General features: G+C 69.0%; 11 protein-coding genes. 5 read left to right on the plus strand and 6 right to left on the minus strand.

The window, feature by feature from the left end; translation table 11 throughout:
- Nucleotides 1-20 precede the first annotated feature (20 nt).
- The 5 genes from ACLHIH_RS05600 to ACLHIH_RS05620 all read right to left on the minus strand — a co-directional run bounded on the left by ACLHIH_RS05600 (nucleotide 21) and on the right by ACLHIH_RS05620 (nucleotide 6,452).
- On the minus strand, nucleotides 21-914 hold the full coding sequence (locus tag ACLHIH_RS05600) for an alpha/beta hydrolase (RefSeq protein WP_411315709.1): 894 nt from the start codon (nucleotides 912-914) through the stop codon (nucleotides 21-23).
- Nucleotides 911-1,975, minus strand: coding sequence for an oligopeptide/dipeptide ABC transporter ATP-binding protein (locus ACLHIH_RS05605; protein ID WP_411315710.1), 1,065 nt, complete (start codon nucleotides 1,973-1,975; stop codon nucleotides 911-913). The genes ACLHIH_RS05600 and ACLHIH_RS05605 overlap by 4 nt, the downstream gene beginning before the upstream one ends.
- Entirely contained in the window at nucleotides 1,972-3,903 is a 1,932-nt protein-coding gene (locus ACLHIH_RS05610) for a dipeptide/oligopeptide/nickel ABC transporter permease/ATP-binding protein (RefSeq protein WP_411315711.1), read from the minus strand. Before ACLHIH_RS05610 ends, ACLHIH_RS05605 begins: the two co-directional genes overlap by 4 nt.
- A complete protein-coding gene (locus ACLHIH_RS05615) occupies nucleotides 3,900-4,841 on the minus strand; it encodes an ABC transporter permease (RefSeq protein WP_411315712.1) in 942 nt (313 codons plus the stop codon). The genes ACLHIH_RS05610 and ACLHIH_RS05615 overlap by 4 nt, the downstream gene beginning before the upstream one ends.
- An 81-nt stretch (nucleotides 4,842-4,922) precedes the next feature.
- Entirely contained in the window at nucleotides 4,923-6,452 is a 1,530-nt protein-coding gene (locus ACLHIH_RS05620) for an ABC transporter substrate-binding protein (RefSeq protein WP_411315713.1), read from the minus strand.
- 173 nt (nucleotides 6,453-6,625) lie between these two features.
- On the opposite strand from ACLHIH_RS05620, the gene ACLHIH_RS05625 reads away from it, so the two are divergent.
- Nucleotides 6,626-7,717 (plus strand): NAD(P)-dependent alcohol dehydrogenase, encoded by a 1,092-nt coding sequence (locus ACLHIH_RS05625; RefSeq protein ID WP_411315714.1) that lies wholly within the window; start codon nucleotides 6,626-6,628, stop codon nucleotides 7,715-7,717.
- Between the two features lie 37 nt (nucleotides 7,718-7,754).
- On the opposite strand, the gene ACLHIH_RS05630 is transcribed toward ACLHIH_RS05625, so the two are convergent.
- Complete coding sequence (locus ACLHIH_RS05630; protein ID WP_411315715.1) at nucleotides 7,755-8,708, minus strand: LacI family DNA-binding transcriptional regulator; 954 nt, start codon at nucleotides 8,706-8,708, stop codon at nucleotides 7,755-7,757.
- 206 nt (nucleotides 8,709-8,914) lie between these two features.
- Between ACLHIH_RS05630 and ACLHIH_RS05635 the strand changes: the two genes are divergently transcribed.
- The 4 genes from ACLHIH_RS05635 (at nucleotide 8,915) to ACLHIH_RS05650 (ending at nucleotide 12,770) form a co-directional block, all read left to right on the plus strand.
- Nucleotides 8,915-9,739: an ABC transporter permease gene (locus tag ACLHIH_RS05635; protein WP_411315716.1), complete on the plus strand. Its 825-nt coding sequence runs from the start codon at nucleotides 8,915-8,917 to the stop codon at nucleotides 9,737-9,739.
- A complete protein-coding gene (locus ACLHIH_RS05640; RefSeq protein WP_411315717.1) occupies nucleotides 9,736-10,533 on the plus strand; it encodes an ABC transporter permease in 798 nt (265 codons plus the stop codon). The genes ACLHIH_RS05635 and ACLHIH_RS05640 overlap by 4 nt, the downstream gene beginning before the upstream one ends.
- Nucleotides 10,530-11,585, plus strand: a complete 1,056-nt coding sequence (locus tag ACLHIH_RS05645) for an ABC transporter ATP-binding protein (protein WP_411315718.1) — start codon at nucleotides 10,530-10,532, stop codon at nucleotides 11,583-11,585. The genes ACLHIH_RS05640 and ACLHIH_RS05645 overlap by 4 nt, the downstream gene beginning before the upstream one ends.
- A gap of 105 nt (nucleotides 11,586-11,690) precedes the next feature.
- Nucleotides 11,691-12,770, plus strand: a complete 1,080-nt coding sequence (locus tag ACLHIH_RS05650) for an extracellular solute-binding protein (RefSeq protein WP_411315719.1) — start codon at nucleotides 11,691-11,693, stop codon at nucleotides 12,768-12,770.
- Nucleotides 12,771-12,846: the final 76 nt, after the last annotated feature.

Consider the following 12,846-nt stretch of genomic DNA (forward strand, 5'->3'; position numbering starts at 1 on the left):
GGGGTGGTCGTGGGGTGGGCTCAGCCGAAGTGCAGTGCGGTGCGCGCAGTGCCCGGGGCGCCGGCGTCGACGGCGCAGACATCCCACAGCCACTCGCTCACGAGGCCCGCGACCTCGGTTTCGAAGCCGACGAAGTCGTGTTCCGCTCCCTCGACCGCCGCGCGGGAGCGAGCGCCCGGAAAGGAGTCGTAGAGCTCGCGCCACAGCTCCGCGCGCGACTCCTCCGTGCCCCACACGAGCAGCACCGGGGTGTCGTCGGCGCGCAGGGCGGTGAGCCAGGTGCCGTCCTCCTCACCGACGCGCTGCAACCACGCGTCGGCGCTGATGGCCCAGTAGTCGCTCGGCACGGGGATGAGCTCGTGGGGCCGGCCCGCGGCGACGAGGGCTTCGGCGAGCTCGGTGCGCTCGGCGATGCCGTCTCCGTCGGGAAACCACCAGGCGAGTCGCGTCTTGTTGTCGGTGAGGGGCGACAGCAGAAAACGGGCGTCGACATCGTGGTGGCGTGCCGAATAGTCGCCGACGTACCAGCCGCCCGACGAGAACCCCGCGAGCACGACGGTTCCGATGCCCGCGTCGCGGAGATAGCGCACGGCGGCGTGGACGTCGTGGTGGCCGTCGCGGAGTGACTCGAACATGCCCCCGCCCGCGGGAACGTCACCGCGGCCCGAGTAGGTCGCCAGATCGTGGCAGCGCATGTTGACGCTCAGATGTTCGACGCCGGGCAGCAGTTCGGGAAGATACCGGGACATCCCGCTCGTCATGTTGCCGCCCTTGCCGTGCAAGTGCACGACCGCCACCCGGTCGGACGGCGGAACGGAGTCGAGTCGAGGGTCGCGGTAGTGCAGGGCGTCGAGCGTCCACCCGTCGGCGGTCTCGAGCGAGACGAGTGTCGTCGCGATCGGTCGGGTGGTCACAGTGCGCGTCCTTTCTGGGGCGCGAGGCTGGGCATGCCCAACCCCGCGCGGGTGTGGCCGCTGGCCGCGGCATACATGTGGCAGGCGACCGCGCGCTCCCCCACCTCGCTGTCGACGGGGCGCGTGGTCGTGCAGACCGGTTCGGCGAAGGCGCAGCGCGCCGCGAACGGGCACCCCGCGTGGCCCGTGGCCGGCCCCGTCGTGACCGCCGCCGACGCTGTCGCCTCCGCGGCACGACGTGCGGTCGCTCGAAGCGCGCGCCGTTCGCTCTGCTCGGTGGGATCGGTCACGGGCACGGCGGCGAGGAGGGCCGCCGTGTAGGGGTGCAGAGGGTCGGCGTGCACGGCCGCCGAGTCGCCCTGCTCCATGACACGGCCGCGGTAGAGCACGACCGTCCGGTCGGCGAGGTAGCGCACGACGTCGAGATCGTGGGCGATGAAGATGTAGGCGAGACCGCGATCACGAGCGAGCGACTGCAGCAGGTTGAGCACTTGAGCCTGGGTCGAGAGGTCGAGGGCGCTCACCGATTCGTCGCAGATGACGAGTCGTGGGTCCATCATGAGAGCCCGCGCGATTCCGATGCGCTGTCTCTGACCGCCCGAGAACTGGGTTGCGTAGCGGTCGACCGCCTCGCGAGGCAGGCCGACCTGTTCGAGCATGTCGCGCGCTCGCTCGAGCGCGACATCCGTCGGCACTCTCCGGGTGGCTTGCACGGGCTCGATGAGGATCTCGCCGATCGTGCGGAACGGGTTGAGTGAGCTGTAGGGGTCTTGGAAGACCACTTGCAGTCGTCGGGCGATGTCGAGCCGGTTGCGTCGCATCTGGTGTTTCGCGAGGTCGGTGCCGCCGAACACCATCTCGCCGGCGAGCGGGGTCTCGAGTCCGAGGATGCAGCGCCCGATGGTCGACTTGCCCGACCCCGATTCACCCACGATCCCCACGATCTCGCCCTCGGCGACATCGAAGTCGACGTCGTCGATGGCGTGCACCCACGTGCGGCGCTTCGTGGGGTGGCGGAACCGCATCTGCAGTCCGCGCACGCTCAGGATCGGGTCGGTCATGCGGAGGTCCTCTCGTCGTGGCGCGCGAGCGTGAGCTCGGCGACGGACTGCGGGCGGATGCAGCGGGACTCGGCGTTCGCGACGGGCGCGAGCGGAACGACGGCGGTGCGACACTCGTCGACGGCGAGGGCGCACCGGTCGGCGAATCGGCACCCGGCAGCCCAACTGCGCGGGGGCGGCACCGACCCGGGGATCGTCTGCATCGGCACGCCCGAGGTCGCGTTGGCGGGCATCGACGAGAGCAGGCCGACGGAGTACGGATGCGTCGGACGCGTGAGCAGATCGGTGACCGCGGCCGCTTCGACCACTTGGCCGGCGTACATCACGATCGCGCGATCGCACGCGTCTGCGACGACCCCGACGTCGTGGGTCACGAGGATGAGCGCCATCCCCAGTCGGTCGCGCAGTTCGCGCAACAGGTCGAGGATCTCGGCTTGCACCGTCACATCGAGCGCGGTCGTCGGCTCGTCGGCGACGAGCACATCCGGCTCCCCCGCGAGGGCGAGGGCGATAGCGGCACGCTGCGCCATGCCCCCCGAGATCTGGAACGTGTAGCTCGCGGCCGCTTGAGCGGGGTCGGCGATGCCGACGAGACCGAGGAGTTCGAGCACGCGATTCTGCACGGCGCGACCCCGCAGCGACGTGTGGTGTCGAACGGCCTCACGCAATTGCGACCCGACGGTGAAGGTGGGGTCGAGCGCCACCATGGGCTCTTGCGAGATGAGGGCGATGCGCGACCCGCGGATGCGCTGGAGTTGCTTCGGCGTCATCCCCACGGTCTCGACCCCGCCGATGAGGACGCTGCCGCTCGCGATGCGACCGCCGGGCGCGATGAGGCCGAGGAGCGCTTTCGCGGTCACCGTTTTGCCACACCCCGACTCCCCCACGATTCCGAGCGATTCACCGCGTCGGACGTCGAAGCTCACCCCGTGCACGACCGAGAACGATCCGGCGGCGTCTGCGAACGACACCTCGAGTCCGCGCACGCTCACGGCGGCGGTGTCGTCGGCGGGCGAGGCGGGGTCGACCGCGACGGGCTGGTCGGCGACGGGGAGCGGCTTCGACCACGGCATGCGCGTCGCACGGCGGCGCGCACCCGGGCGATCTTCGGCGAGCGCGTCGCCGATGACGTTGAACGAGAGGATCGACAGGATGAGTACGACCCCCGGCGGCACGAGCAACCACGGGGCGATGTAGATGAGGTCGGAGGCGTTGGCGATGAGTCCGCCCCAGCTCGGTGCCGGCGGAGGGGTGCCGAGCCCGAGGAAGCCGAGCCCCGCCTGAATGAGGAGGGCGGTACTCATGGTGAGGGACACCTGCACGAGGAGGGGCCCGCGGATGTTGGGGAGGATGTGCCGCACGAGGATGCGACCGACGGCGATCCCGGCGACGCGCGCGGCATCGACGTAGAGCTCACCGCGCACCCCGAGGGTCGTCGCGCGAGCGAGCCTGATGAAGCCGTCGCTCAGGGCCACGCCGAGCGTGATCATCGCCGGGAGGTTGTCATTGCCGAAGACGCCGATGACCGCCATGAGCAGGATGATGAGCGGCAGCGCCTGGAACACGTCGGCGATGCGCGAGATCACCGCGTCGGCGGCGCCGCGGTTGTATCCCGCGATCATGCCGAGCGGCAGGCCGATGACGGTCGCGATGAGTGTCGCGAGCGCCGCTCCTCCGAGGGTCTGCGAGGCGCCGTGCACGATGCGTGCGAAGACGTCGCGCCCGAAGTCGTCGGTGCCGAGCCAGTGGGCGGCGCTCGGCAGCTGACGAGCGACTCCGAGATCTTGGGCGATGGGGTCGAGAGGGGCGACGACTCCGGGAAGGATCGTCGCGACCGTCAGGAGCGCGATGAACGCGAGAGCGGCGACGGCCGCGGGGCGGGCGAGAAGCCGACGCAGCGGGCTGTCGGGTGATGTGGTGCGGGTCATGCGAGTCTCGCCTTCGGGTTGATGACTCCGTAGAGCAGGTCGACGACGAGGTTCATCGCGAGGATCACGACAGACGTGCACACGACGATGCCGAGGATGAGGGGGACGTCGCCGACGTTGACCGCCGTGAGAGCCAATTGGCCCACCCCGGGCAGGGAGAAGACCTGCTCGATGAGGACGGCTCCCCCGAAGAGGCTCACGAACTGCAGCCCGACGACCGTGAGCACGGGGATCGACGCGTTGCGGAGGGCGTGTACCCAGATGACCCGCCACTCCGGGATTCCCGCGGCCCGCAGGGTCGAGATGTAGTCGCGGTGGAGCACGTCGAGCATCGCGATCCGCGCTTGCCTCGTGATCGAGGCGCTCGACCCGATCGCGATGGCGACGAGCGGGAGGGTCAGTTGCACGGCCCAGCGCGCGGGGTCGGACGTGAACGGCGTCCATCCGCTCGCGGGCAGAACGCGCAGGGTCACGGCGAAGACGAAGACGAGCAAGACGGCGAACCAGAAGTTGGGCAGGGCGAGAAGGGCGCCCGAGACGCCGCGGATCGCGCTGTCGATCGCCCCGCCCCGCGTCGCCGCGATCGTGCCGACGACGACACCGATGACGACGCACACGAGGGTTCCGCCCATCGCGAGCGTGAGGGTCACGGGCAGTCGCTCGATGACCTGATCGATCACCGGCCGCCCCGTCACGAGTGACGACCCGAGGTCGCCCTGCACGAACCCGCCCCAGAAGTCCGCGAACCGCACGAGAACGGGTCGATCGAGGCCGAGGGTCGTGCGTAGTTCCGCGCGCTGCTGCGCCGTCGCATCCGGACCGAGGATGGTCTGCGTCACGTCGTTGGGCATGGCTGCGACGAGAAAGAATGCGAGCGACCCGACGATACCGACCATGAGAACGGCGATGCCGAGACGGCGGATGAGATACCCGAGCATGGCTGCTCCTTCCCGAGGCGAGAGACGGTTGAGGGGTCCCGCCGGGCCGATCACGTCGGCCCGGCGGGAGAGAGGGATCTGTTACGGACGAACCCAGGTGAACGGCAGGGCGACGGTCTGGCCGGCGCTGAGCTCGACGCCCGCAAGCGTCTCCGGGTTGTAGAGGTTGTGCGTGTGGTAGTAGGAGATCGGTGCGAACCACGCGTTCTCCACGACCCACGCCGACACGGCTTGCCACTTCTCGGCGGCGGCGTCAGCGTCGAGTTCCGCTGCGGCATCCGCCATGAGCGCGTCGAGTTCGGGGTCGGTGACTCCGAACGGGTTCACTTGCGAATTCGCGACGAGCAGGTTCGACGCGCCGACGTAGGCGTCGGTGACTCCGTTCTGCTGTGACTGCGCTGCCGCGAACTCCTTCGCCGCCATCGCGTCGTAGTAGTCGTTGGTGCGGTCGACGATGGTCGCGTTGATGCCGACCTCCTGCAGGAACGGGAGTGTCGCCTCGAGTCGCGCACTGTCGCCGAACGTCGTGCGGGAGAGGATCGGCAGGTCGAAGCCGTCGGCGTACCCGGCTTCGGCGAGCAGCTCGCGAGCGCGGTCGGGGTCGTACTCGTAGTAGTCGTCGAGAGATTCGTCGTAGGCGTTCGTACTCGTGCCGAACACCTGCGCCGTCGGTCGCTGGAAGGTGCTCCACAGCGCTTCGCCGAGGGACTCGCGGTCGATCGCGTGGTTGATCGCCTGGCGCACGCGGACGTCACCGAGGGCGGGAACGACCTCGCCCTCCCTGTCCATGAGCCAGAGCCCGCCGACGTTGCTCTCACCGCCGACGGCGGCCATGCCCTGTTGCTCCGCGGTCTCGCGCTGCGTCCACTGGGCGACGGTGATGTCGACGTCTCCCGCGAGGAGGGCGTTCAGTTGAGCGGTGAGGTCGGTGATGACGACGTAGCGCAGAACGTCGGGTTCGACGTCGAGCGGACCGGAGTACTCGGGGTTGCGCACGTAGGTGTATTCGCTGCCGTCGATGTACTCGTCGAGCATCCAGGGCCCGGATCCCGCCGTCTCGCTCTGCAGGATGCTCGGGTCGTCGATCGCGGCCTGACTCACCATCATGCCCGGGGTGAGCGAGAACGCCTGGGGCAGGGAGAGGTCGGGGGTGTTGAGGATGAACTCGATCGAGTCGTCGTCGACCGCGGTCACGGTGTCGATCGAATTCATGCGTGATTGGTACGGCCCGGGGGTCGTGCGATAGCGCTCGATGTTGGCGACGACGAGATCGGCGTCGAGCCCGGTGCCGTCGACGAAGACGACGTCGTCACGGATGTCCATCGTGAGCGTCGTGTTGTCGATGTACTCCCACTCCGTGGCGATCCCCGGGGTGAGGGTGCCGTCGGCTTCGGGGAACACGAGCGTCTCGTACGCGGAGGCGGCGTAGTTGTAGAGGGGACCGTTGTTGATGACGGCGGGATCGAACGAGGGCGCGGGCTGGAGTGCGGCCATCGTGACGGTGAACTCGCCCTCGGCCGGGGAGTCACCGGCACCACAGCCGGCCAGGAGCACGCCGACAGTGCCGACGGCGAGGGCGGATACGGCGACGCGGATCGTTTTCGAACGCATGAGCGTCCTTTCTGCAGGGTCAAGGAGGGGAGGCGAACCGATGGTGCGTGCTGGAGACGCTAGGGGATGTGCATGCAATCTGGTGCGAAATGTCCGTTATTTCACGCGCCCGTAACACTGATTGCACACAATGTAATGAGGTAGAAACACCAGACGTCATACAGGAGCCCGCCATGATCACTTCTCGAGCCGCCGTCGTCGACGCGCACGGTGCACCGTTCACGCTGCGGAGCATCCGCGTTCCCGAACCGGGCCCGGGGAGCGTGCTCGTGCGCATCCGCGCCGTCGGGATCTGCCACACCGATGTCGCCGTCGCCGCGGGCCATCGCGATCTGCCGACGCCGATCGTGCTCGGCCACGAGGGGGCGGGCGACGTCGAAACGGTCGGCGAGGGCGTCACGGGAATCCACGTGGGCGACAGAGTGGCGCTGTCGTTCGCCCACTGCGGCGCCTGCCGCGCGTGCACCGGCGGCCACCCGTCCGCGTGCGCCGAACTCATTGCACGCAATTTCTCCGGGGTCGACCCGCACGGGCGCGCGACACTGCAGGCCGCCGACGGCTCCGCGCTGCACGGATCATTCTTCGGTCAGTCGTCGTTCTCGGAGTACGCCGTCGTCGACAGCCGAGCGGTCGTCCGCATCCCCGGCGAACTGCCATACGAACTCGCGGCGCCACTCGGGTGCAGTATCCAGACCGGAGCGGGAGCGGTGTGGCGAGTCGCGCGCGTTCAGCCCGGCGACCGAGTGCTCGTCTCCGGTGTGGGAGCGGTCGGCCAATCGGCGATCATGGCGGCCCGCATCTCCGGGGCCGCGAGCATCATCGCCGTCGACGTCGCACCAGAACGGCTGGATGTCGCGCTCGCCGTCGGAGCCACCGACACGATCGACGCGAGTCGAATGGATGTGCCGACCGCGCTCGCGAGGCTCCTTCCCGACGGTGCGGATGCCGCGATCGACACGTCCGGCCGCCCCTCCGTGATCGACGCGAGCCTCACAGCGCTTCGCGTGGGCGGCACACTCGCGCTCGTCGCCTCCGGTCGAGGCGCGGACTCCCTCGCGCTCTCGCGGCTCGTCGGCAAGACGGTCACGGGGGTTCTCGAGGGCGACTCGGTGCCTGCGACATCCATTCCGCAGCTCGCGGGTCTCGCACTCGACGGGCGGTTGCCTCTCGAGCGCATCGTGCGCACGTACCCGTTCGAGTCGATGGGGCTCGCCCTCGCCGACATGCACTCGGGCACGGCGATCAAGCCGGTTCTGCTGCTCTGAGCGCCGCGCGCATCAGCACGCGCGCGTCACGCGCCCGTCACGCGCCCGGCCACTGCACGGGAACGGGCAGGCGCGTCCTCGTGGGTTCGGCGTCGGGATCGCGGATGCGTTCGAGCAAGAGCTCCGCGGCGGCGCGGCCGAGTTCGTCGCCGTCGACGTCGACCGCGGGGACCCCCACGAGCCCCAGGGTGTCGACGACCGACCGCTCCGAACTGACCACGATGTCTCGGTCGAACGTCGGGTCGGCGAGCAAGGCGTACTGCACGCCGAGACCGATCGCGGTCGCGTAGGGCACGACGGCCGTCGCTCCCGAGTCGCGCACCGCGGCGGCGACACCGATGCCGGCGGCGAAGGTCGAGGGGCACGGTCCGAGAACCGTCAGTTCGGCGCGATCCCGAGCCGTCTCGGTGACGATCGCGGTGCGCTGGCGGTCTTGCCACGACCCACCCGGGCCCCCGATGTAAGCGATCCTCCGGTGCCCCTCCTCGATGAACCGATCGACGAGGCCCCCGAAGGCCGACGCGGTGTCGGCCACGACGGAGGTGAGACCCTCGAGTTCGCGATCGAGAAGAACGGTGGGCTTGTGGCTGCCCGCGGCGAGCACGAGGTCGTCACCGCCGCGCGGCGCCGCGATGATGAACCCGTCGACCTGCCGCGCGAGTCGCTCGACGGCGCCGAGTTCGCCGACCGTCTCGAGGGAGTGCACGGCGATCGTCAGTTGCAAGCCCTCGTCGTCGGCGCGTCGCTGTGCGCCCCCGATGATGGGGGTGAAGAACGAGTTGTCGAGCGTCGGAACGAGGAGGGCGACGATGCCGCTCCGCCCGCGCGCGAGGTGGCGTGCGGCGCGATTGGGTTCGAACCCGAGCTTCGCTGCGGCGTCGAGCACGCGCGCGACCGTGTCGGGAGACACCATCTCGGGTCGACTGAGCGCGCGCGAAGCGGTCGCTTTCGATACCCGCGAGAGGGCGGCGACATCGGCGAGCGTCGACACACGACTCCTTCCCGTTGCCTAACCCTATCGGCGGTCGTGCAACCGGATGCAGCAATGGCGCCCGGGATCGTGGGTGCACGAAACGCAGAATTTACATGCACGCATCCCCCGAGGAATGCCGAAGTGGCTACGGTGTATGCAACCGGTTACATTGCCGGTCGACACACGTGCCCGTCGAGCGGGCACCGGCGGATCGGAGGAGCGGAATGAGATCGACATCGAGGCCGCTCCTCCTGCTCCTGCCGGGGCTCGCGTTCCTCGTGCTGTTCTTCGCCATCCCGTCGCTCGTGATGTTGCTCGCACCACCCGGCACCGGCCCGAGCGACGTGTTCGAGCGCCTCGGCGCGATGATCACCGACCCCTACGACCTCAGGATCATCGGGCGCACCGTCGGCATCGGCCTCGTCGTGACCCTCGTGTGCGTCGTGCTCGGGTTTCCGATCGCCTACCTGCTCGCGCGCTCGACGTCACGGTGGGGTGGGGTGCTCCTCGCCCTCGCGATCTTCCCCCTCCTCCTGAGCAACGTCGTGCGCACCTTCGGGTGGCTCGTCATCCTCGGCGCGAACGGCGCCGTCGGGCAACTCATCGTCGGACTCGGTCTCGCCGAGCAGGCACCGCAACTCCTCTACACGGAGCTCGCGATCGTGCTCGGCCTCACCCAGCTCTTCCTCCCCCTCGCGATCATCTCCTGCTACTCCGCCGTGTCGCAGGTCGACGCGGGCCTCGACGACGCCGCGCGCGGACTCGGCGCCGGCCGCACCCGCACCTTCTGGGATGTCGTCGTGCCGCTCTCGCTCCCGGGCATCGTCGTCGCGGCGACCCTCGTGTTCGCCGGATCCGTCACGGCATACACGACCCCCTACCTCCTCGGTGGTTCGGGGCAGCGGATGCTCAGCACCCAGCTCTTCTCCTACTCGAGCGTCACGATCGACTGGGCGAGCGCCTCGGCCACCGCCATCATCATGACCGTTCTCGTCTTCCTGGTCTCGGGCCTCTCCTCGCTCGTCGCCCGCCGCGGAGCGGTGTCGTGAACACGCGCCGCCCGGTCGCCGCCTCGCTCGCCGTCGCGGGCTACATCATCATGATCGTGCCGATCCTCTTCGTCGTCGCGACCGCATTCTCCGAGAGCTCGACCCTGCGCTTCCCGCCGCAGGGATTCTCGTTCCGCTGGTTCGGCGAAGCGCTCTCGTACAGCCCCTTCCTCGAATCCCTCGTCACGAGCGCCCAACTCGCGGTCGTGTCGACGGCGATCGCCCTGCTCCTCGGTGTGCCGGCGACCCTCGCGATCTACCGCGGAAAGCTGCCGGGCAAAGGCCTCATCGAGGGGCTCTTCCTCTCCCCCCTCATCGTGCCCGAACTCGTCGTCGGCCTCGCCCTCTTCCAGCAGCTCGTCATCACCTTCCGCATCGACAACGCGGCCGTACTGCTCGTCGGGCACACGGCCATCCTTCTCCCCTACGCGGTGCGGGTCACCGGCGCCGCCCTCGCCAACTCCGATCCGGCCCTCGAGGAGGCCGCCCGGGGGCTCGGCGCCAGTCCGCTGCGCGCGTTCTTCACCGTGACGCTCCCGATCCTCCGGCCCGGAGTGTTCTCCGCGGCGCTCCTCGGCTTCGTCACCTCGTTCAACAACGTGCCCCTCTCGCTCCTGCTCCAGAGTCGCGACGCGCGCACCCTCCCCGTGACGATGCTCGACTACGTGCAACAGAGCTACGACCCCATGGTCGCGGCCACCTCGACCCTCATCCTCGCGGCGACCGTCGTCGTCGCCGTCATCGCCGAGCGCAGCGTCGGCTTCGCCAAGATCTTCGGAGGAATCAACCGATGAACGCCGCAGCGCAATTCGAGAGAGTGAGCCAGGTCTTCGGAGACTTCACGGCCGTCGACTCGATCGACCTCTCGATCGCCCCCGGAAAGCTCACGACACTGCTCGGCCCGAGCGGATGCGGAAAGACCACGTCGCTCCGTATGCTCGCCGGTTACACGGCCCCGACGAGCGGTCGCATCCTCATCGACGGGGTCGACTCGACCCGCACTCCGCCCGAGAAACGCGGACTCGGCATGGTGTTCCAGTCGTACGCGCTCTTTCCGCACATGACTGTCGCCGACAACGTCGGGTACGGACTCAAACTGCGGGGCCTGACGAAAGGCGAGCGCCAGAAGCGGGTCGCCGAGAGCCTCGACCTCGTGGGCCTCGGTCACCTCTCCGGCAGTCGGCCGCGAACCCTCTCGGGCGGTCAGCAGCAGCGCGTCGCCCTCGCTCGAGCGATCGCCATCCGCCCCAAACTGCTCCTCCTCGACGAGCCGCTCTCCAACCTCGATGCCCGCTTGCGCGTGCAGATGCGCGCCGAGATCCGGCGCATCCAGTCGGAGACCGGACTCACGGTCGTGCTCGTCACCCACGACCAAGACGAGGCGCTCGAGATGAGCGACGACATGGTGCTCATGCGCGCAGGCAGAATCATGCAGCAGGGCTCCCCCACCGAGGTGTTCGGTGCTCCCGCCAACAGGTTCGTCGCCGACTTCCTCGGTTACGAGAACTTCCTCACCACGGCAGACGGCGGACTCGTCACCGTTCGCCCCGAGCATCTCGAGGTGAGTGCAGACAGCGCGGCGACTCGCAGCGGGGGTCTCGCCCTCCACGGCACGGTGATGGATGTCGCCTACCGCGGTGTCGACCTCCTCGTGACGGTCACGGTCGTCGACGCGAGCGGAGAACGCGTGCGCCTCGTCTCCGACGTGCGTGCCGACGGTCGAGCGACGGTCACCCCCGGTGACGACGTCATCGTCTCGGCACCCGAGACGCGTCTCGTGTCGCTCCCCGACGAAACCTCCTCGACTCTCGAACCCCGCGACACCGACAGCTCTCTCGCCGGCTAGCACCCTCGCCGGTCGGCTTCCTCGCCGGTCGGCACCCGTCCCCGATGTTCCACCCCGATGTCTTACCTCCCCGTTCGGCCGCTCGGCCACCGAAAGGAACCAGTCATGCCTCGTCCCACGTCTCCGTCCGCCGCCCGGCGGTTTCTCACCGTCGCCTCGGGTGTCGTCATCGGCAGCATCGCGCTCGCGGGTTGCTCTTCCGACACCGCGCGTGACAGCGACACCCTCGTCGTGAGCACCTTCCCGTTCGGGGTCGAGCAGTTCCAGGAGGCGATCATCGACCCGTTCACCGAAGCGACGGGCATCGAGGTCGAGGTCGAAACCGGATCGAACGCGGACCGGTTGTCGCAGCTGCAGCTCGCGGGCGGCGACCCGGGCATCGACGTCATGCTCATCAGCGACTATTACGCCGCCCTCGGGCAAGAAGACGACCTCTTCGAGCCCGTGGATGCCGACGCGGTACCGACACTCGACGAGGTCGCCGAGTTCGCGACCGAAGAGGAGTACGTCGGTCCGGCATACAGCTACCAGCTCAACGGAACGCTCTACTCGACCGACGACGTCACCGCGGAGGAAGCGGCCGACTGGGCGATCTACGGGGACGCGGCGAACGCCGGTCGTGTCGCCCTCCCCGACATCTCGGTGACGGCCGGGCAGCTCATGGTGAGCGGGATCGGAGCGACCTACGGCGCCGGGCCCTACGACATCGACACGGCTCTCGAGACGCTCTCGGGCTGGTCACCCAACATCCTGCAGTTCTACAGCTCGTCGACCGAGGTCACGAACCTCCTCACCCAAGGCGAGATCCTGGCTGCCGACGCGCTGAGCGGTTTCGCGACCGACCTCGTCGCCGGCGGCGAGCCGATCGCGTGGACCGCACCCGACTCGGGGCGCTACATGGCGACCAACCGGGCGATGATCCCCGCGGGAGCACCGAACTCCGAGGCGGCGAACCAGTTCATCGACTACCTGCTCTCGGTCGAGGCGCAGACCGCGTCTGCCGAGATCGTCGGCGACCTGCCCGTCAACCTCGAAGCCACCGTGCCCGACTCGATCACCGCGGTCGTCGGGGACATCGCAGACGACCCGATCGCGGCCGGCTACGAGACCCTCGACCCGACCGAACTCGTGCCGACGCGCTCCGAGTGGGTCGACCGCTTCGCTCGCGAGGTGACGGCCCAGTAGGCGCGGCGCGGCGGTCCCGGCACAGCAGATCAGGTCGTGCCGGGACCCGCGACTGCCTGCGCGTCACCTTCCGCGC

The organism is Marisediminicola sp. LYQ134 (assembly GCF_046599635.1).
GTDB lineage: Bacteria > Actinomycetota > Actinomycetes > Actinomycetales > Microbacteriaceae > Marisediminicola.

What these genes read in the sequence shown, in the direction of transcription:
- ACLHIH_RS05605 (WP_411315710.1), bottom strand. Translation starts at nt 1,975, where the DNA reads ATGACCGACCCGATCCTGAGCGTGCGCGGACTGCAGATGCGGTTCCGC.
- ACLHIH_RS05610 (WP_411315711.1), bottom strand. Translation starts at nt 3,903, where the DNA reads ATGACCCGCACCACATCACCCGACAGCCCGCTGCGTCGGCTTCTCGCC.
- ACLHIH_RS05615 (WP_411315712.1), bottom strand. Translation starts at nt 4,841, where the DNA reads ATGCTCGGGTATCTCATCCGCCGTCTCGGCATCGCCGTTCTCATGGTC.
- ACLHIH_RS05620 (WP_411315713.1), bottom strand. Translation starts at nt 6,452, where the DNA reads ATGCGTTCGAAAACGATCCGCGTCGCCGTATCCGCCCTCGCCGTCGGC.
- ACLHIH_RS05625 (WP_411315714.1), top strand. Translation starts at nt 6,626, where the DNA reads ATGATCACTTCTCGAGCCGCCGTCGTCGACGCGCACGGTGCACCGTTC.
- ACLHIH_RS05635 (WP_411315716.1), top strand. Translation starts at nt 8,915, where the DNA reads ATGAGATCGACATCGAGGCCGCTCCTCCTGCTCCTGCCGGGGCTCGCG.
- ACLHIH_RS05645 (WP_411315718.1), top strand. Translation starts at nt 10,530, where the DNA reads ATGAACGCCGCAGCGCAATTCGAGAGAGTGAGCCAGGTCTTCGGAGAC.
- ACLHIH_RS05650 (WP_411315719.1), top strand. Translation starts at nt 11,691, where the DNA reads ATGCCTCGTCCCACGTCTCCGTCCGCCGCCCGGCGGTTTCTCACCGTC.